This window comes from Citrobacter sp. MGH105, from assembly GCF_001037485.2.
GTDB classification, from domain to species: domain Bacteria; phylum Pseudomonadota; class Gammaproteobacteria; order Enterobacterales; family Enterobacteriaceae; genus Citrobacter; species Citrobacter portucalensis.
On the sequence record NZ_CP073048.1, the window covers coordinates 4,484,212 to 4,502,155 of the forward strand.

15 protein-coding genes are annotated in these 17,944 nt (G+C 54.6%); 5 read left to right on the top strand and 10 right to left on the bottom strand.

What is annotated here, in order from left to right; translation table 11 throughout:
- Positions 1 to 363: 363 nt before the first annotated feature.
- The gene (gene mgtA, locus SK35_RS21490) at positions 364 to 3,072 is read right to left on the bottom strand and encodes a magnesium-translocating P-type ATPase (RefSeq protein WP_048215054.1); all 2,709 of its coding nucleotides are present in this window, start codon (positions 3,070 to 3,072) and stop codon (positions 364 to 366) included.
- Positions 3,073 to 3,216: 144 nt separating this feature from the next.
- On the bottom strand, positions 3,217 to 3,270 hold the full coding sequence (gene mgtL, locus SK35_RS27165; protein ID WP_223240846.1) for a mgtA regulatory leader peptide MgtL: 54 nt from the start codon (positions 3,268 to 3,270) through the stop codon (positions 3,217 to 3,219).
- Positions 3,271 to 3,461: 191 nt separating this feature from the next.
- Between mgtL and treR the strand changes: the two genes are divergently transcribed.
- The 5 genes from treR (at position 3,462) to nrdG (ending at position 10,883) form a co-directional block, all read left to right on the top strand.
- Positions 3,462 to 4,409, top strand: a complete 948-nt coding sequence (gene treR, locus SK35_RS21495; RefSeq protein WP_032942194.1) for a trehalose operon repressor TreR — start codon at positions 3,462 to 3,464, stop codon at positions 4,407 to 4,409.
- A gap of 157 nt (positions 4,410 to 4,566) precedes the next feature.
- Positions 4,567 to 5,985, top strand: coding sequence for a PTS trehalose transporter subunit IIBC (gene treB, locus SK35_RS21500; protein ID WP_048215055.1), 1,419 nt, complete (start codon positions 4,567 to 4,569; stop codon positions 5,983 to 5,985).
- Positions 5,986 to 6,034: 49 nt separating this feature from the next.
- Positions 6,035 to 7,687, top strand: coding sequence for an alpha,alpha-phosphotrehalase (gene treC / locus SK35_RS21505; RefSeq protein WP_048215056.1), 1,653 nt, complete (start codon positions 6,035 to 6,037; stop codon positions 7,685 to 7,687).
- Positions 7,688 to 8,095: 408 nt separating this feature from the next.
- Positions 8,096 to 10,234: an anaerobic ribonucleoside-triphosphate reductase gene (gene nrdD / locus SK35_RS21510; protein WP_048215057.1), complete on the top strand. Its 2,139-nt coding sequence runs from the start codon at positions 8,096 to 8,098 to the stop codon at positions 10,232 to 10,234.
- Between the two features lie 184 nt (positions 10,235 to 10,418).
- Positions 10,419 to 10,883 carry an anaerobic ribonucleoside-triphosphate reductase-activating protein gene (gene nrdG, locus SK35_RS21515; protein ID WP_048215058.1) on the top strand — a complete coding sequence of 155 codons (465 nt, stop codon included), beginning with the start codon at positions 10,419 to 10,421 and terminating at the stop codon, positions 10,881 to 10,883.
- Between the two features lie 3 nt (positions 10,884 to 10,886).
- Here the strand turns inward: nrdG and SK35_RS21520 are convergent, their stop codons facing one another.
- The 8 genes from SK35_RS21520 to SK35_RS21555 all read right to left on the bottom strand — a co-directional run bounded on the left by SK35_RS21520 (position 10,887) and on the right by SK35_RS21555 (position 17,932).
- Positions 10,887 to 11,171, bottom strand: coding sequence for a type II toxin-antitoxin system RelE family toxin (locus SK35_RS21520; RefSeq protein ID WP_048215059.1), 285 nt, complete (start codon positions 11,169 to 11,171; stop codon positions 10,887 to 10,889).
- On the bottom strand, positions 11,161 to 11,403 hold the full coding sequence (locus SK35_RS21525; protein ID WP_003830370.1) for a type II toxin-antitoxin system RelB/DinJ family antitoxin: 243 nt from the start codon (positions 11,401 to 11,403) through the stop codon (positions 11,161 to 11,163). Before SK35_RS21525 ends, SK35_RS21520 begins: the two co-directional genes overlap by 11 nt.
- Before the next feature lie 77 nt (positions 11,404 to 11,480).
- Complete coding sequence (locus SK35_RS21530) at positions 11,481 to 13,394, bottom strand: BglG family transcription antiterminator (protein WP_048215060.1); 1,914 nt, start codon at positions 13,392 to 13,394, stop codon at positions 11,481 to 11,483.
- 21 nt (positions 13,395 to 13,415) lie between these two features.
- The gene (gene dagF, locus SK35_RS21535; RefSeq protein ID WP_048215061.1) at positions 13,416 to 14,156 is read right to left on the bottom strand and encodes a 2-dehydro-3-deoxy-phosphogluconate aldolase; all 741 of its coding nucleotides are present in this window, start codon (positions 14,154 to 14,156) and stop codon (positions 13,416 to 13,418) included.
- Positions 14,153 to 15,271 (bottom strand): DgaE family pyridoxal phosphate-dependent ammonia lyase, encoded by a 1,119-nt coding sequence (locus SK35_RS21540; protein ID WP_032942188.1) that lies wholly within the window; start codon positions 15,269 to 15,271, stop codon positions 14,153 to 14,155. The genes dagF and SK35_RS21540 overlap by 4 nt, the downstream gene beginning before the upstream one ends.
- Positions 15,255 to 16,388 (bottom strand): amidohydrolase/deacetylase family metallohydrolase, encoded by a 1,134-nt coding sequence (locus SK35_RS21545; protein ID WP_048215062.1) that lies wholly within the window; start codon positions 16,386 to 16,388, stop codon positions 15,255 to 15,257. Before SK35_RS21545 ends, SK35_RS21540 begins: the two co-directional genes overlap by 17 nt.
- Before the next feature lie 111 nt (positions 16,389 to 16,499).
- Positions 16,500 to 17,144, bottom strand: coding sequence for a DUF4310 family protein (locus tag SK35_RS21550; protein WP_003830379.1), 645 nt, complete (start codon positions 17,142 to 17,144; stop codon positions 16,500 to 16,502).
- A gap of 11 nt (positions 17,145 to 17,155) precedes the next feature.
- The gene (locus SK35_RS21555) at positions 17,156 to 17,932 is read right to left on the bottom strand and encodes a DUF4311 domain-containing protein (protein WP_003025764.1); all 777 of its coding nucleotides are present in this window, start codon (positions 17,930 to 17,932) and stop codon (positions 17,156 to 17,158) included.
- Positions 17,933 to 17,944 lie beyond the last annotated feature (12 nt).

A 17,944-nucleotide genomic window follows, 5' to 3' on the forward strand; every position in this document is an offset into this window, starting at 1 on the left:
AGAAGTTCATAATATCCATTAACAGGAATAGCTTGCAGAGCAAATGACTGCCGGAATTAAAAACGGGCAGCGAGAAACTTTCTTAACGACGTTACCTGCGCAGACTAACTGGTGTAACAATTTATTTCGATGACTGCGTTCACAAAAAATCGCAGATGCTTAAAATTTTTAGCACACTGTTTCATTTTTGCAATGCAGATCGTTTTATTGATAAAAAAACAACGCAAGGAAGGCGATTTGATACTAATAACACCCGTTAGCATTTCAATAAAAATAAAACACTAATGTTGCGAGGTAATATCTTCGAATGAAAATGAGGAATGCAGGATGGTATTAACACCATCCTGCTGAGGCGTTTGATGTTTACTGCCAGCCGTAGCGACGGCTATAAAAACCTTTCACTAATTGAGTCAATGTCATGTAACCCGCCAGAATCGCAATCAGCCACGGGAAGTAGCTCAGCGGCAATGCCTGCAATTGCAGATAGCTGGCCAGCGGCGAGAACGGTAATGCAATGCCGACGACCATCACCACCAGCGTCATCAACATCAGCGGCCACGCGGCGCGGCTCTGGATGAATGGCACACGACGGGTACGGATCATATGCACAATCAACGTTTGCGACAGCAGGCCCACCACGAACCAGCCAGACTGGAACAACGTCTGATGTTCAGGCGTATTGGCATGGAAGACGAACCACATCAGGCAAAAGGTCAGAATGTCAAAGATCGAGCTGATCGGTCCAAAGAAGATCATAAAGCGGCCCAATTCGCTGGGATTCCAGCGCTGCGGCTTTTTGATCTGCTCTTCGTCGACGTTATCAAACGGAATCGCCACCTGGGATACATCGTACAGCAGGTTCTGAATCAGTAAGTGCAGCGGTAACATCGGCAGGAACGGTAAGAAGGCGCTCGCCACCAGTACGCTAAACACGTTACCGAAGTTTGAACTGGCCGTCATTTTGATGTACTTCAGCATGTTAGAGAAGGTACGGCGTCCTTCAATCACCCCTTCTTCCAGCACCATCAGGCTCTTTTCCAGCAGGATGATATCCGCCGCTTCACGTGCAATATCAACCGCGCCGTCAACGGAGATACCAATGTCCGCCGCACGCAGCGCCGGGGCATCGTTTATACCATCGCCCATAAATCCGACCACATGGCCTTCGCGCTTGAGCAGCGTGACAATGCGCTCTTTGTGCATTGGCGTCAGACGGGCAAACAGCGTGGTGCGCTGAGCAAGCCGAGCCAGCTCATCATCGCTTAACCCTTCAATGCTGCTACCGATAACCACATCGCCCGCATCCAGGCCCACTTCGTGACACACTTTTGCCGCCACCAGTTCACTATCGCCAGTGAGGATTTTCACCGTAATGCCGCTGGCTTTCAGCGCTTTAAGCGCAGGTGCGGTGGTCTCTTTCGGCGGATCGAGGAACGCAATATAGCCTTCGAGGATCAGATCTGATTCATCAATACGCTGGTAATCACCTTCACGCGCTGGCAGGTATTTCGTCGCCACCGCCACCACACGCAGCCCCTGGCGGTTCAGCGTGTCCGTAACGCGTTTCACCCGACGCAGCATGTTGTCATCTAACGGGACTATCTCACCGTTGTGACGCACCTGGGTACACACGCTGAGGATCTCCTGTAGCGCCCCTTTACAGACCAACTGGTGCACATCGGTTTCTTCTGCCACCACTACCGACATGCGGCGACGTTCAAAATCAAACGGGATCTCATCGATTTTCTGCCAGCGAGTCGAGAGCTGGCGGGCTGATTCTTCGTCCACACCTTCCAGCACCGCCGTATCCAGCAGATTCTTCAGCCCGGTCTGATAATGGCTGTTCAGCCACGCAGAATGCAGGACATGTTCGCTGGGTTTACCAGAGATATCCGTATGATTTTCAAGTACAATTTTATCCTGAGTCAGGGTGCCGGTTTTATCGGTGCACAGAATATCCATCGCGCCAAAGTTCTGGATAGCGTCGAGGTGTTTAACGATAACCTTTTGTTTTGACAGCTTCACCGCCCCACGCGCCAGCGTCGAGGTGACGATCATCGGCAGCATTTCCGGTGTCAGTCCCACCGCCACAGACAGGGCAAACAGCGCCGCTTCCCACCAGTCACCTTTGGTGTAGCCGTTGATGATAAGCACGATGGGCGCCATCACCAGCATAAAGCGGATCAGCAGCATGCTGACGCGGCTGATCCCTTTCTGGAAGGCATTCTGCTCGCTTTCCTGCTCGCTGACGCGACCGGCCAGTTGCCCGAACCAGGTATTGGCTCCGGTTGAAATCACGATGGCCTGCGCCGTGCCGCTCACCACGTTGGTGCCCATAAAGCACAGGGTATCGCATTCCAGAGGGTTGCTTTGCTGCGGATCGCGACTGGTTGCCACTTTCTCCACCGGCAGCGATTCACCGGTCAGCGAAGCCTGGGCTACGAACAGGTCACGAGCCTGTACCACGCGCAGATCGGCCGGGATCATATCCCCTGCCGCCAGCTTGATGACATCGCCGGGAACCAACTGGTCGATCGGCAGTTCAACCCAGCCGTTCTCCCCTTTCTCGTTGATGACGCGCAGCACCGTGGCGGTGTTGCTGACCATCGCTTTCAGCGCATCAGCCGCTTTGGTGGAACGCGCCTCTTGCACAAAATTCAGCAGCGTAGAGATGACGACCATCAGGGCGATGACGCCAGCGGCAAACAGATCTTCGGTGGCATAGGAAATCGCCCCGAGAATGGTCAGCAGTATATTAAACGGATTGCGGTAGCAGACCCACAGATGCACCCACCAGGGCGACGGCTTCTGCGCCGGCAACTGGTTCTCGCCATGTATTTCGCGGGCGTTTTCGACTTCTGCGGCGTTTAAGCCTTCCGGATGAGCGCCGAACGTTTTCCACAGCGCGTCTTCGTCCATCAGCGCCATTTTCAGGCAATGTTCGCTTAGCGATGGCGGGATCGGCGTGCTGGCAACGGTCTGAGCATTCGGCAATGGATCACGATGCACCAGACGATGCGGTAAATGGCGGTTTAGCCGGGCAAACAGCTGGCGGGTCATATTTTTGAACATAGGCAGTCCCTCTGCACTTGTATAAACAGGCGCAGTAAATCCTTCAGGCGTGGCAAAGCCTTGCCTGGTGGCAATATTAAAATCACAACAGGGACGTCAGAACGTCACTGTCTTACTGCTCCGGTAAGACAGTGAAAGACGGGCTTACCGGAAAGGGTTGTTTCTCCATCTCGGGAGAGGGGTGGGATCGGGATCCATATAGCCTCCGGTAAGTGAATGATTTGCGTCGCGGATTATACGCAGAAAACCATAAGGTTTGTGGCAATTATGGCGGTATGATAAACCATGGAAACTAAACCAAACGTATACCAGACTTTGCCCATTGCGCCGCGCTTGAGTAAAGTTATTCTCTATTTGGCATAACTTCACACGCAACACGGGAAAACAGGATGCAAAATCGGCTGACCATTAAAGACATCGCCCGCTTAAGCGGTGTGGGAAAATCAACCGTTTCCCGTGTGCTCAACAATGAAAGCGGCGTGAGTGAACGCACCCGCGAACGCGTTGAGGCGGTGATGAATCAGCACGGTTTTTCCCCTTCCCGCTCCGCACGCGCTATGCGCGGACAAAGCGACAAGGTGGTGGCGATTATCGTCACGCGTCTGGACTCGCTTTCGGAAAATCTCGCCGTGCAGACCATGCTGCCCGCCTTTTATGAACAGGGCTACGATCCAATCATGATGGAAAGCCAGTTCTCGCCCGAGCTGGTTGAAGAACATCTCGGCATGCTCAGACGCCGCAACATTGATGGCGTGGTGCTGTTTGGTTTTACCGGCATTACTGAAGCCATGCTCGCCTCCTGGCAGGATTCTCTGGTGCTGCTGGCAAGAGATGCAAAAGGCTTTGCCTCCGTCTGCTATGACGATGAGGGTGCCATTCGTACCCTGATGCAGCGTTTATACGAACGCGAGCATCGCCATATTAGCTTTCTTGGTGTTCCGCATAGCGATGTGACCACTGGTAAACGCCGCCATGAGGCCTACCTGGCATTCTGTAAAAAACATAAACTGCATCCTGTGGCCGCGCTGCCGGGTCTGGCCATGAAGCAGGGCTATGAGCAGGCCGCCAACGTCATCACCCCGGAAACCACCGCTTTAGTCTGTGCGACGGATACCCTTGCCCTTGGCGTCAGCAAATACCTGCAGGAGCAGCGGATTGAGAACCTGCAGCTGGCGAGCGTGGGCAGCACGCCGCTGATGAAATTCCTCCATCCGGAAATTATCACCGTCGATCCAGGATACGCCGAAGCCGGGCGACAAGCGGCCTCGCAGCTGATCGAACAGATCAACGGCCGTAGCGAACCACGACAAATCGTTATTCCTTCCACCCTCTCCTGATCGCTTTCTGAGCATTAATTTGTGATCTTCGCTGCGTTTCGGGAACGTTCCCATTTTTAAATATTCATCGAAGATATACTCTGGCGCCAACAACGAGAGAGTTGCCGAATGACGACGCAACAGCGTCTTTTCCGGTCTACGGGGAACACACACCATCATGAGCAAAATAAAACAAGCAGACATCGACCGGCTAATTGAGCTGGTTGGCGGGCGCGACAATATCGCTACGGTGAGTCACTGCATTACTCGCCTGCGTTTTGTGCTGAATCAGCCTGCAAACGCCAGGCCGAAAGAGATCGAATTGTTGCCAATGGTCAAAGGCTGCTTCACCAACGCCGGGCAGTTTCAGGTGGTAATTGGCACCGAGGTGGGCGATTACTACAAAGCGCTGTTGGCGACAACCGGTCAGGCCAGCGCCGACAAAGAGCAGGCAAAGAAAGCGGCGCGGCAGAATATGAAATGGCACGAGCAGTTGATTTCTCACTTCGCGGAGATCTTCTTCCCTCTGCTGCCAGCACTGATTAGCGGCGGCCTGATCTTAGGTTTCCGTAACGTGATCGGCGATCTGCCCATGAGTAACGGGCAGACGCTGGCGCAGATGCATCCTTCGCTGAAAACCCTCTATGACTTCCTGTGGCTGATTGGCGAAGCGATCTTCTTCTATTTGCCGGTCGGGATTTGTTGGTCGGCGGTCAAGAAAATGGGCGGTACGCCGATCCTCGGTATTGTGCTGGGCGTGACCCTGGTTTCTCCGCAACTGATGAACGCCTATTTGCTCGGTCAGCAGGTGCCGGACGTGTGGAACTTCGGCCTGTTCAGCATTGAGAAAGTGGGCTACCAGGCGCAGGTCATTCCGGCACTGTTGGCCGGGCTGGCGCTCGGGTTTATTGAAACACGCATGAAGCGCATCGTCCCGGATTACCTGTATCTGGTGATCGTCCCGGTGTGCTCGCTGATCCTTGCGGTATTCCTTGCGCACGCCTTTATCGGTCCATTTGGCCGCATGATTGGCGACGGTGTCGCGTTTGCGGTCCGTCATCTGCTGACCGGCAGTTTTGCTCCGATTGGCGCGGCGCTGTTCGGCTTCCTGTACGCCCCGCTGGTGATCACCGGTGTGCATCAGACCACGCTGGCTATCGACATGCAGATGATTCAGAGCATGGGCGGCACGCCGGTATGGCCACTGATCGCCCTGTCGAATATCGCTCAGGCCTCTGCGGTGGTCGGGATCATTATCTCCAGTCGCAAACACAACGAACGTGAAATTTCCGTTCCTGCCGCGATCTCCGCCTATCTCGGGGTAACTGAACCAGCGATGTACGGGATCAACCTGAAATACCGCTTCCCAATGCTGTGCGCGATGATCGGCTCCGGTCTCGCCGGACTGCTGTGCGGCCTGAACGGTGTGCTGGCGAACGGGATTGGCGTCGGCGGTTTGCCGGGCATCCTCTCCATCCAGCCGACTTACTGGCAGGTCTTTGGCATGGCGATGGTCATTGCGATTGTCATCCCAATGGTACTGACCTCATTCGTTTACCAGCGTAAACACCGTCTGGGCACATTACAGATTGTCTAACTTTTCTTCGGGGCGCAGTTGCGCCCCAGCGTATTTCCAGGAAACAACCATGAATATTCCCCACTGGTGGCAAAACGGCGTTATCTATCAGGTTTACCCCAAGAGTTTTCAGGACACCACCGGCAGCGGCACCGGAGATTTACGCGGCGTGACGCAGCGCCTCGACTATCTGCAAAAGCTGGGCGTTGATGCCATCTGGCTGACGCCGTTCTATATTTCACCGCAGGTTGATAACGGTTACGACGTCGCAGACTACACGTCTGTCGATCCGGCCTACGGCACGCTGGAAGACTTTGACGAACTGGTGGCGCAGGCGAAAGCGCGCGGCATCCGTATTATTCTCGACATGGTGTTTAACCACACCTCAACCCAGCACGCCTGGTTTCGTGAAGCGCTGGATAAAGACAGCCCGTATCGTCAGTTTTATTTCTGGCGCGACGGCACGCCAGACTGCCCGCCAAATAACTGGCGCTCCAAGTTTGGCGGCAACGCCTGGGGCTGGCACGCCGAAAGCGAGCAGTACTATCTACACCTCTTTGCTCCGGAACAAGCCGACCTGAACTGGGAAAACCCGGCGGTCCGCGCCGAGTTAAAGAAAGTGTGCGAGTTCTGGGCCGATCGCGGCGTGGACGGACTGCGCCTCGACGTGGTGAATCTTATCTCTAAAGATCAGGACTTCCCGAACGACCCCGACGGCGATGGACGCCGTTTTTATACCGACGGCCCACGCGCGCATGAATTTTTGCGTGAGATGAACCGCGATGTTTTTACCCCACGCAACCTGATGACGGTCGGCGAAATGTCTTCCACTACGCTTGAACATTGCCAGCAGTACGCCGCACAAGATGGTAGTGAACTGTCGATGACCTTTAACTTCCACCACCTGAAAGTAGATTACCCCAACGGTGAGAAGTGGACGTTAGCAAAACCCGATTATGTGGCGCTAAAAGCCCTGTTCCACCACTGGCAGCAGGGCATGCACAATCAGGCATGGAACGCGCTGTTCTGGTGTAACCACGATCAGCCACGCATCGTGTCGCGTTTTGGCGATGAAGGTAAATACCGCGTTCCGTCGGCCAAAATGCTGGCGATGGTGCTGCATGGCATGCAGGGCACACCCTACATCTACCAGGGTGAAGAGATTGGCATGACCAACCCGCACTTCCGCCAGATTACCGATTATCGCGATGTGGAAAGCCATAACATGTTTGCCGAGTTGAACGGCCAGGGACGCGATGCGCAAGAACTGCTGGCGATCCTCGCCAGTAAATCACGCGATAACAGCCGCACACCGATGCAATGGGATAGCAGCAAACACGCGGGCTTCACCCGCGGCGAGCCATGGATCAATCTGTGTGACAACGCAGCAGACATCAACGTGGCGGCAGCACTGAACGATACCGACTCGGTGTTCTACACCTATCAGAAGCTGATCGCCTTGCGCAAAGCGGAGCCGGTTATCACCTGGGGCGACTACCAGGATCTGCTACCGGACAGCCCGCATCTGTGGTGCTATCAACGAGAGTGGCAAGGGCAGCGGCTGCTGGTCATTGCCAATCTAAGCGATACCTTCCAGAACTGGCAGCCATCCCAGACCGACGGAAACTGGCAGGTGCTGATGCACAACTATGCCGAGGTTGCCAGCCAACCTGGGGACATGACACTGCGTCCTTTTGAGGCCGTCTGGTGGTTGCAAAAATAGCTTGCAATTATGTTCAGGCCCGGTACGCATAGCGCTACCGGGCGTTGCTACATACGCTTAGCTTAGCTTCCTGTTTTTGTTGAATAATTAATCAGAATTTTCTGCCCACAATTTACAATCGCTGTACTGCCCGTCATCTGTACGCTCCGATTTTTACTTTGCGCTACATCAAATAAATCGTAAACATCCTTGATGCAAATCACTACATATAGAACTTAAAATGCACGCCGACCCAATATGTTGTATTAATCGACTACAATTGCTACAACTACAGTGCACCGTTTAACGGTGGAATTGTGGATAAAGTGGGTCAGGATTGCGGGAAGTCATTGGCCAGATAGATGAATAAAGCCATGGCCGCTTCTCCAACCTCTGTGGATAACCTGTTCTTATAAATATGGAGTGATCATGACACCGCATGTGATGAAACGAGATGGCTGTAAAGTGCCGTTTAAATCAGAGCGCATCAAAGAAGCCATTCTGCGTGCAGCTAAAGCAGCGGGAGTCGATGACGCAGATTACTGTGCCACCGTCGCAGAAGTCGTTAGTAGCCAGATGAATGAGCGCAGCCAGGTCGATATCAACGAGATCCAGACAGCGGTAGAAAACCAGCTGATGTCTGGTCCGTACAAGCAACTCGCCCGTGCGTACATCGAATATCGCCACGACCGTGATATACAGCGTGAAAAACGTGGCCGTCTGAACCAGGAAATTCGTGGTCTGGTTGAGCAAACCAACTCTGCTCTGCTGAACGAAAACGCCAACAAAGACAGCAAAGTGATCCCGACCCAGCGCGACCTGCTGGCCGGTATCGTCGCCAAACACTATGCGCGTCAACACCTGCTGCCGCGTGATGTCGTCCAGGCGCACGAGCGTGGTGATATTCACTATCACGATCTCGACTACTCTCCGTTCTTCCCAATGTTTAACTGCATGCTGATCGACCTGAAAGGTATGCTGACGCAGGGCTTTAAGATGGGTAACGCGGAGATTGAGCCGCCAAAATCCATCTCCACCGCGACCGCTGTCACCGCGCAAATTATCGCGCAGGTTGCCAGCCATATTTATGGCGGTACCACCATTAACCGTATTGACGAAGTTCTCGCACCGTTCGTGACCGAGAGCTTTAATAAGCATCGCAAAACCGCTGAAGAGTGGCAGATCCCAGATGCCGACGGTTATGCGCATTCCCGTACCGAGAAAGAGTGCTACGACGCATTCCAGTCCCTTGAGTATGAAGTGAATACCCTGCATACCGCCAACGGTCAGACGCCGTTCGTTACCTTCGGTTTCGGCCTGGGAACCAGCTGGGAATCGCGTTTGATCCAGCAGTCCATTCTGCGTAACCGCATTGCTGGCCTGGGTAAAAATCGTAAAACCGCCGTGTTCCCGAAACTGGTGTTTGCGATTCGTGACGGTCTGAACCACAAGTTTGGCGATCCGAACTATGACATCAAGCAGCTGGCGCTGGAGTGCGCGAGCAAGCGTATGTATCCGGATATCCTGAACTACGATCAGGTGGTTAAAGTGACCGGCTCCTTCAAAACGCCGATGGGCTGCCGCAGCTTCCTGGGCGTATGGGAAAACGAGAACGGCGAACAGGTCCACGATGGCCGTAACAACCTCGGCGTTATCAGCCTTAACCTGCCGCGTATCGCGCTGGAAGCTCATGGCGATGAAACCACCTTCTGGAAACTGCTCGACGACCGTCTGATCCTGGCGCGTAAAGCGCTGATGACCCGCATTGCGCGTCTGGAAGGCGTGAAGGCCCGCGTTGCACCAATCCTGTATATGGAAGGGGCCTGCGGCGTGCGTCTGAAAGCAGACGATGACGTGTCAGAAATCTTTAAAAACGGCCGCGCATCGATTTCTCTGGGTTACATCGGCATTCACGAAACCATCAACGCGCTGTTTGGCGACAAACACTTGTACGACAGCGAGCAGCTTCGCGCTAAAGCTATCGCCATTGTGGAACGTCTGCGTCAGGCGGTCGATCAGTGGAAAGACGAAACCGGCTACGGCTTTAGTCTGTACAGTACACCAAGTGAAAACCTGTGCGATCGTTTCTGCCGTCTGGATACCGCCGAGTTTGGCGTGGTGCCGGGTGTTACCGACAAAGGTTACTACACCAACAGCTTCCACCTCGACGTGGAGAAAAAGGTTAACCCGTACGACAAGATCGATTTTGAAGCGCCGTACCCGCCGCTGGCGAATGGAGGTTTCATTTGCTACGGCGAGTACCCGAACATTCAGCACAACCTGAAAGCACTGGAAGACGTCTGGGATTACAGCTATCAGCACGTGCCGTATTACGGGACCAACACGCCAATCGATGAATGCTACGAGTGCGGCTTTACCGGTGAGTTCGAGTGCACCAGCAAAGGCTTTACCTGCCCGAAATGTGGTAACCACGACGCCGCGCGCGTGTCGGTCACTCGCCGCGTATGCGGTTATTTAGGCAGCCCGGACGCTCGTCCGTTTAACGCCGGTAAGCAGGAAGAAGTGAAGCGCCGCGTTAAGCATTTAGGTAATGGGCAGATAGGTTAATTTCGACAGTATTATTGCCCGGCAATGCGATGCTTTTCGGGCCATTTTTTCCGCAACGCAATTCACGTCTTAGCAAGGCAGCAAATGAGTGGGTCCCGGGGAGCTTACATAAGTAAGTGACTCGGGCGCACGAATGCAGCTAACGCAGCTATGGCGCGAATTGATAAGCGGATGAGAAGCAAAAATGAGGTTTCATCAATATTACCCCGTCGATATCGTTAACGGCCCTGGCACTCGCTGCACCCTGTTTGTGTCGGGATGCGTGCATGAATGCCCTGGCTGCTATAACAAAAGCACCTGGCGACTCAATTCCGGCCAGCCGTTTACCAAAGAGATGGCAGACAAGCTCATTGCCGATCTGAACGACACGCGAATCCCTCGCCAGGGTATTTCGCTGTCCGGCGGCGATCCGCTGCATCCGCAAAACGTGCCGGATATCCTGCAACTGGTACAGCGTATTCACGCTGAGTGTCCGGGGAAAGATATCTGGGTGTGGACCGGCTACAAGCTTGATGAACTCAACGCCGCACAAATGCAGGTGGTGGATCTCATCAACGTGCTGGTCGATGGTAAATTTGTGCAGGATCTTAAAGACCCGGCGCTGATCTGGCGCGGTAGCAGCAACCAGGTTGTACATCATTTGCGTTAATCGCTAAAGCCGTTTGTTTGCATCGTGATAAACGGCTAAATGTTCTCGCTTACCTACCGCGACAACAAACACGACCACAACCTCATCCCGAACCTGGTACACCAGACGGTACCCGGACGATTTAAGCTTAATTTTATAGCAGTCAGGAAGACCATTTAAACGGGCAGAGTCAATTCTGGGGTTCAACAACACGTCGGCCAACTTCTTCTTAAACTGAGTCTTCACCGTATCACCCAGTTTATGCCACTCTTTTAAGGCTCTCGGGTCGAATTCCAGTTCATAAGTCATCCAGACTAACCTTGATTCCCTTTTGCGGGCTGGCAAGCCTTTCCCGGACTGTCTGAATGAGTGCATCTTCACTGTCGCTAAGGGTGACGGTTTTCACCGGCATGCGCCCCGTTTCCGCGACGTACTGAAACAGTAATCGCACAGCTTCCGTTGGAGTAATATTCAGTTTTTCCAGCACGGCATAAGCCTCATTTTTGAGTTTGTCATCCAGACGGACGTTCAGCGTGGCCATTATGCCTCCAGTAAAATCGAATGTGTAATGCAGTTTAGCATTACATTCGCATTACATCGAATTCTGGATAACGCCTCTCAAAAACGGCTCACACACTCCATCGCAACCGCTTTGAACTCGGTGAAATGACGGCACGCGCAGAGTCGCGTCATCGCGCGTTCGCGCAGGAAGGTGACGAAGATATCGTAGATAGCCATCGCCTCTTCGTATTCACTCTTGCTGATGGCGAGCAAGAAGATCACGTGGGCCGTTTCATCGCCCCAGGCGATACCCTGTGGGGCGAGGATGGTGTAGACCACCGTTTTCTTTGCCAGCAGACCAAGGGCGTGCGGCAAGGCAATGCTGTCACCCAGCATGGTGCTGACGATGGCCTCACGCTCAACCACCGAATCAAGAAACTCCGCATCGACAAAACCTTCATCCTGCAACTGACGGCATAAGGTTTTGAACAACGTTTGTTGATCCATTGACTCGTCAATCACACGAAAATGGGCGGCCTCGAAGAATTTGTTCAACATCCACGGACGGGTTCTGTCGACCAGCACCAGTTTGCCAATCTGCTCCAGCTGATAATCGGTAGGGAATGGCGCAATCATCACCACCGGCTTATCTTTTTCACCAATCCGCGCGGTTGAGATGACAAAATCTTCGCTGATGCTTTCCCGCTGTTCGTAGTCACGAAGCGTTACGGTATCGACGATCTCTATCTGCGGATACTTACGCGCCAGTACCGCTTCAATCATCCGCGCCATCGCATTTCCGGCATCGCATACCAGCAGAACCTTCGGCTGCCTCTGGTAACCGATGTTGTAACTACGCTCCAGCCCGACGCCAATATGCAGCACGAGGAAGCCAATCTCATTTTCACTGATGGTGTACGGCGTATATTTTCCCCATCCCGAGACGGCGGCCAGCGTCATGTCCCACGCCATGGGGTAGTGCTGTTTAATATTTTCCAACAACGGATTGGGGATCATTATCTGGTAACGCACCCGGGTGATCATCGTCTTAATATGCGTCAGCAGGTCAGCATGCAACTGTTTATCATTCAACAGGTTGTAGTTGTACTGGGTGTTGATAAAACGCAGGATGTAATTGACCAACGCTTCGTCATCATCCGCATTGATAGCACTGGGCGCGATCTCCTGAACCTGGCGGGCAGCAATATGCACCTGTAGCCAGTTTTCTTCGGAAACGGAAAGCGGTTTGTCTGCCAGGCGGTGCAGTACCGCCGCGATTTCCCGCGTGGCCAGGCACACCGATTGATCGGCTTCTTCTGCGGCAAAATCCGGGAGTGGATATCCTTCGCTAATCCGCCGTACCGCCACCGCGCAGTACAAGCGTAAAAACAGCTCGCCCTCATCGGTCAGACGAATATGGAAACGGGCAAAAATGTCCTGCAAAACAGGTTGCAACTGTTCAGGGAGCCCCGCATTCAGCGCTTCTTGCGTCACTAACGGATGCTGCGGATCCTGCTGCGCCAGCGTCCACAGCAGATCGGTCAAACAGGCGCGGATCGCCATTTCGCTGCCGAACAGCTTCATGCCGTGACGGGGACGCGTTTCCAGCGTCAGATGATAACGTTGCAGATGCTCGCGCACCTCAGCCATATCGTTTTGCAGCGTCGCTCGGCTGATAAACCATTCATCAGCTAAATCTTCTAGCTTCAGTGAGAAAGCCGATGTCAGAAAACGTACCACCAGCCAGTGTATCCGTTCCTGGCTGGTGCGTGGGATGCGCAGCAACGTATTGGGCTGCTGCGTTTGCAGGGTGTGAAAGCTTGCCGGGTCGTCAATTTTGAGCTGATATCCATTACCCCGGCTGAGGACAAACTGTGCGCCATACTGGGTGAGCAGCGCGTTTAGCGCGGTGATATCCGCCCGTACGGTGCGTGTGGAAACCGACAACCGCTGCGCCAGCTCGTCCTGTGGAAGCGCTTCGTTTTGCAACATGGCAAACAGCTGTGCTAAACGTTGGTTGGGGAATCGCACGTCAGTTTCCTCATCAGTCAGTTAGCCTACGCAGGCCCGGGTCATCGCCATCAGTTGGCGTACGTCGTCCGGACGAGTGTTACCACTCACCTTATCAATAATCGAACTATAGATGTGAGGAATGATTTTACTCACTCCGGCATCGAGGGCAATTTGCAGGATTTCAGTGAAATTATCCAGATCGATACCGCCGGTTGGCTCCAGCCAGAAGTCATGACGGGCGCAGGCCTGCGCGACCGCAATGTACTCGTCACGGCATTTCAGGCCGCCCATCGGGAAGTATTTAATTGAGCTACCGCCCATGTCTTTGAGCAGCGCAATCGCGGTTTCTACCGACACAATACCGTCCGGCGACTGGCTGCTTAGCGGACCAGTGGAGATTTTCACCCTGCCCGGCGTGCCAGTTGGCGAGACCAGACCGTTGACCACTGTCTCCTGCTGGCCCAGCAGCGCGCGACTGGTAGCCACGCCGGTAAAAACCTGATTGACATGCTGTGGCTGCACCTGACGGGAGATTTCACTGACCATCGCCGACTGGTTAGGATCGCCCGCCCCCAGCCCCACGGAGAGCGCATTGTCGATAAGGGCCGCGTATTCACGCATATCCGCTACCGCGCTTGCGACATCCGGGTAATTTTTTGACAACACGCCAACCAGCACGTGTCCTTCCGCCGCCGCATAAATGTCCCGGGCATTTTCTTTGGAGCCTGCCAGCACGTTCAGGCAGACGCGGTCACGATAAAAGTTAGGGGTCAGTTTCATGCGTTTTTCTCCTGCGAAATCACTTCACCAATTCGACGGGCCACAATCTCCAGCTGCGCGCGATCGACGCTGCGCACATCGGCTTCGATAATGCCTTCATTGGCTTTGTAACCACGGAAGTAAATCGCGTACTCCCCCTGTTTCAGCGCGTCGACCAGTTCCCCCGTGGCGATCCCGGTTACCGCTTCATCAAACTTAATTTCTGTGCGCGCGATGTCGCGCCCTGCACTATCCCACACCACGCGGGCGCTCACGCCGTTAAGCTGGTTCAAGGCATTAATGAACGGCGTCATTTTCTCGACCATCTCCGCGCCGCTCTCTTTCTGCGCGTTCAGATACAGTTCGATGGCGCAGGTCAGGCCAAGAATCCCCTCTTTGCCCACCTTCATCGCCCGGCCAATTCCCGCCGTCTGGCGCTTCACCCACTCAACGTATTGGGTTTTACCAATCACCAGACCACTGGTTGGTCCTTCTATCGCCTTGGCGCCGCTATAAATCACCAGATCTGCACCAACCCGGTAGTAGCACTGCAAATCCTCTTCCGCCGCCGCGTCCACGATCAGCGGCAGATTATGCGTACGCGCCACCACCGCAGCCTGCTCCACGCTGAGCATACTTTTCTGGACGCAGTGGTGAGATTTGATATACAGAATGGCCGCCGTACGCGGTGTAATGGCCGCCGCCAGCTGCGCCGCGGAACATTCGTTGGCATAACCGGCTTCCACTAACTTGCCGCCGCCAAGCGCTACCATGGTGCCTACCGGAGCGCCAAAGTTGACGTTGTGACCTCTGGGCAGCACGATTTCGTTGTTCTCGATGGGCGTGACGTGCAGGTTCTCCAGCAGCCAGTCGCTGTCTTTAACCAATACGCCAGCCACCGACAGGGCAATCCCGGCCGAGGCGCAAGAGACAACCGTTGCCCCTTCCACTTCCAGTAATTTCGCGATGTAGTCGCCGGTTTTATTGACCAGGTCTTTCATCTCGAAATATTGGTTCATTCCCGCCATCGCGGCTTCAACCACTTCTGGTCGCGGCGTGGAAACGCCGAGCGCCGTCATGCGGCCGGAGGTATTAATCACCTGTTTTAAATCGTATTTCTCAAAAATCGAAGGCATGTTCCGCGCTCCCTTGTTCGGTCATATAGCCCTTGCCCGCACGTATTGCGGCAAGCGGCACCAGCAGTTGTTCAGCCTGCAGGCTGTCGTTTTCTGCATCTACCAGCACGGTTGGCTGGCGCTTAAGCGTAAAGAGGGTTAAATCGGCATCCAGACCGACCTGCAGCCGCCCCTTCTGTTTCAGGCGCAGACCATCGGCGGCATTGGCGGTAACGCATTCAATGACCTGCGGAAGCGACATCCCAATGGCGAGGAATTTCGACATCACATTCGCCAGGGAATGCACCGGGCCGCTGATACGGTTACGACAGTAAATATCGGAGCTGATGGTGTGCGGCAAAATACCCAGTTCGATAGCGCGTTTTGCCACCGCAAAGCTCAGGCTGGCGGTGCCATGCCCAACGTCCAGACGCACGCCGCGTGAAATCGCCCGCGTCACTGACGCCCGCAGCTCGCCTTGCGGCGTCAGAATGCGATTCGGCTTACCGTTGTAACAGTGGGTAATGATGTCACCTGCGCTCAGGCGCTCGGCGATCTCATCCAGGTCCGGCGGGTTGTTGCCGATGTGCACCATCAGCGGCAGATCACCGTTCTGCGCTTGCATCGCTTTGGCGCGATCCAGCGGCGTGATGCCATTTTCACCGACTACGCTGCTGCTCATACGTGCCTTCAGACCGACGATAAAATCAGGGTGGCGTTTCACCGCCTCTCGTACCGCATCAGCGTCAATATTGGCCATGTTGGCCAGCTCGTTCTGGGCAATAAGCCCAACGCGGGAGATATTCAGCAACGCGTACACTTCGGTGGCAGCTTCCCGGGTCAGGGTGTAAAAATCGTCGATGTCATCCGCCCCGGTACTGCCCGCATCCACTACGGTAGTGACGCCGGTCGCAATACCAACGCTATCCGGCTGGTCGTGGTAAATCGGGGATTTCGGGTAGCAATGAACGTGGGAGTCAATCCAGCCTGCGCTGACGTAGCACTCACCGCCCAGCTCGATGGTTTTCAGCGCCGGGCCATCAACGTCGCCCAACGCCGCGATCTTGCCGTCTTTGAGCGCAATATCGCTCACCGTATCGTCAACGAGGCGCGCACGGCGCAGGAGTAAATCAAACATGTCTCTCTCCTGTTGAAATGGGGGCGGTCGTGTAGGCCTGATAAGCGCAGCGCCATCAGGCGTCATTGCCGGATGGCGGCTGCGCCTTATCCGGCCTACAACGACACACCATCAACTAATGGCAATCGGGAAGATGGACCCGAGGATCATCGCGCCGAGGATCGCCCCGCCGGTAATCGGTTTTTGCCACAGGTAAAACAGCAGCGCGCCTGCCAGAGAACCGATTCCGATAGGAATCGAAGCCGTCATCGCGCTGAGGATAATCAACGGCCCGAGGAAGCGTCCGGAGGCGTTACCGGCCCCCATCATGACGTCCGCACCGTAGGTCGAGTCACTCTGGTTGATGGTGAACTTACGCGCCAGAATGATGATGTAGCCAATCGCCAGACCAATCACCAGACCGGTGACCAGCGAGGCGGCGAAGTTGGCGACCGGGAAGATAATGCCCGCGCCCAGCAGCAGCGCCGGAACACCTAACCCAACCCCGGTCTGAATCGCCCCGCCGATATCCAAAATCCCCACCAGCGAACCTTCAATGATGCGGGCAAACAGGAAGCTTGCGCCAAATGCCGCCACTGCTCCGTAGGATCCGGTATCCATTCCCGCCTTCAGCATCGCCACAAAAGCCACTTCGTTAAATGCGCCAATACCGTACAGGTAGTACATGTGTGTTCCGGCAAACACGCCAGAGGAGAGCAGGCCCACAAAGATCGGGAACGACCAGTCAGCGAACCAAAAACCTTTATTCTGTTCCATGATGACCTCCGTTATTTGCCGCTGAGCGAGTTGTGGATAAGTTCGAGCCAGTTAGGCACGGTCAGATGGAAGGATTCGATCATCTTCATGTCGAAGCCACGGAAGAAGCCGCTCAGGACAAACAGCGCGACGATAGCCACCATCATCACTTTAGTGACGTGGTTCCAGCCGCTCTCTTCAACACCTTTGCCGATCAGAATGCCGAGAACCAGACCCGGAACGGCGTTACCCATGATCAGCTGCGCCGCGCCGCCAAAAACGGTGGCCCAGAAGCCAGATTTCTTACCGGCGTCGATCGCCGCCAGCCAGAAGATTACTGGCATCACGGTGTTAACCAGCAGGTTAGCCGCGGGAACCAGCACCTTGACGGCGGTAACCTGCAACGCTTCCGGTACGGATGATGCGGTGAGGTTCAGGAAGGTCACCACGATCATCCCGATAACGCCGCAGGCAATTGCCATGCGTTTGGGGTCGTGCAGCGTTTCACCGACGTTGCGATTTTTAATCATCAGCGCGGCGGCGCCCCAGTTGGGGATGATGCGATGGTCGACGTCCTGCGTGAACGCCCCCGCCGCAACAGAGGAAGCCCAGGCGTTAAAGAAGAAGCCCAGGCCGAACGAGAAGTGAGAAGCCGGATCCCCTTCGCAGGAATTCAGTTCTCCCAGAGTACGAAACGCGCCCATCCCTTGAGTGGTAGGCGCATGAAACATGCGTGCAGCCCCAGCGCCGACACCAACGCCAACCAACGCGCCGATGATGAGCGATTTTATTAATATTATCAGGAACATAATTATGCCTTT

Coding starts and splice junctions, on each gene's coding strand:
- SK35_RS21550 (WP_003830379.1), bottom strand. CDS start 17,144: ATGGAACAGAATAAAGGTTTTTGGTTCGCTGACTGGTCGTTCCCGATC.
- nrdD (WP_048215057.1), top strand. CDS start 8,096: ATGACACCGCATGTGATGAAACGAGATGGCTGTAAAGTGCCGTTTAAA.
- SK35_RS21555 (WP_003025764.1), bottom strand. CDS start 17,932: ATGTTCCTGATAATATTAATAAAATCGCTCATCATCGGCGCGTTGGTT.
- SK35_RS21545 (WP_048215062.1), bottom strand. CDS start 16,388: ATGTTTGATTTACTCCTGCGCCGTGCGCGCCTCGTTGACGATACGGTG.
- SK35_RS21540 (WP_032942188.1), bottom strand. CDS start 15,271: ATGCCTTCGATTTTTGAGAAATACGATTTAAAACAGGTGATTAATACC.
- SK35_RS21520 (WP_048215059.1), bottom strand. CDS start 11,171: ATGACTTATGAACTGGAATTCGACCCGAGAGCCTTAAAAGAGTGGCAT.
- treR (WP_032942194.1), top strand. CDS start 3,462: ATGCAAAATCGGCTGACCATTAAAGACATCGCCCGCTTAAGCGGTGTG.
- treC (WP_048215056.1), top strand. CDS start 6,035: ATGAATATTCCCCACTGGTGGCAAAACGGCGTTATCTATCAGGTTTAC.
- dagF (WP_048215061.1), bottom strand. CDS start 14,156: ATGAAACTGACCCCTAACTTTTATCGTGACCGCGTCTGCCTGAACGTG.
- SK35_RS21525 (WP_003830370.1), bottom strand. CDS start 11,403: ATGGCCACGCTGAACGTCCGTCTGGATGACAAACTCAAAAATGAGGCT.
- mgtA (WP_048215054.1), bottom strand. CDS start 3,072: ATGTTCAAAAATATGACCCGCCAGCTGTTTGCCCGGCTAAACCGCCAT.
- treB (WP_048215055.1), top strand. CDS start 4,567: ATGAGCAAAATAAAACAAGCAGACATCGACCGGCTAATTGAGCTGGTT.
- nrdG (WP_048215058.1), top strand. CDS start 10,419: ATGAGGTTTCATCAATATTACCCCGTCGATATCGTTAACGGCCCTGGC.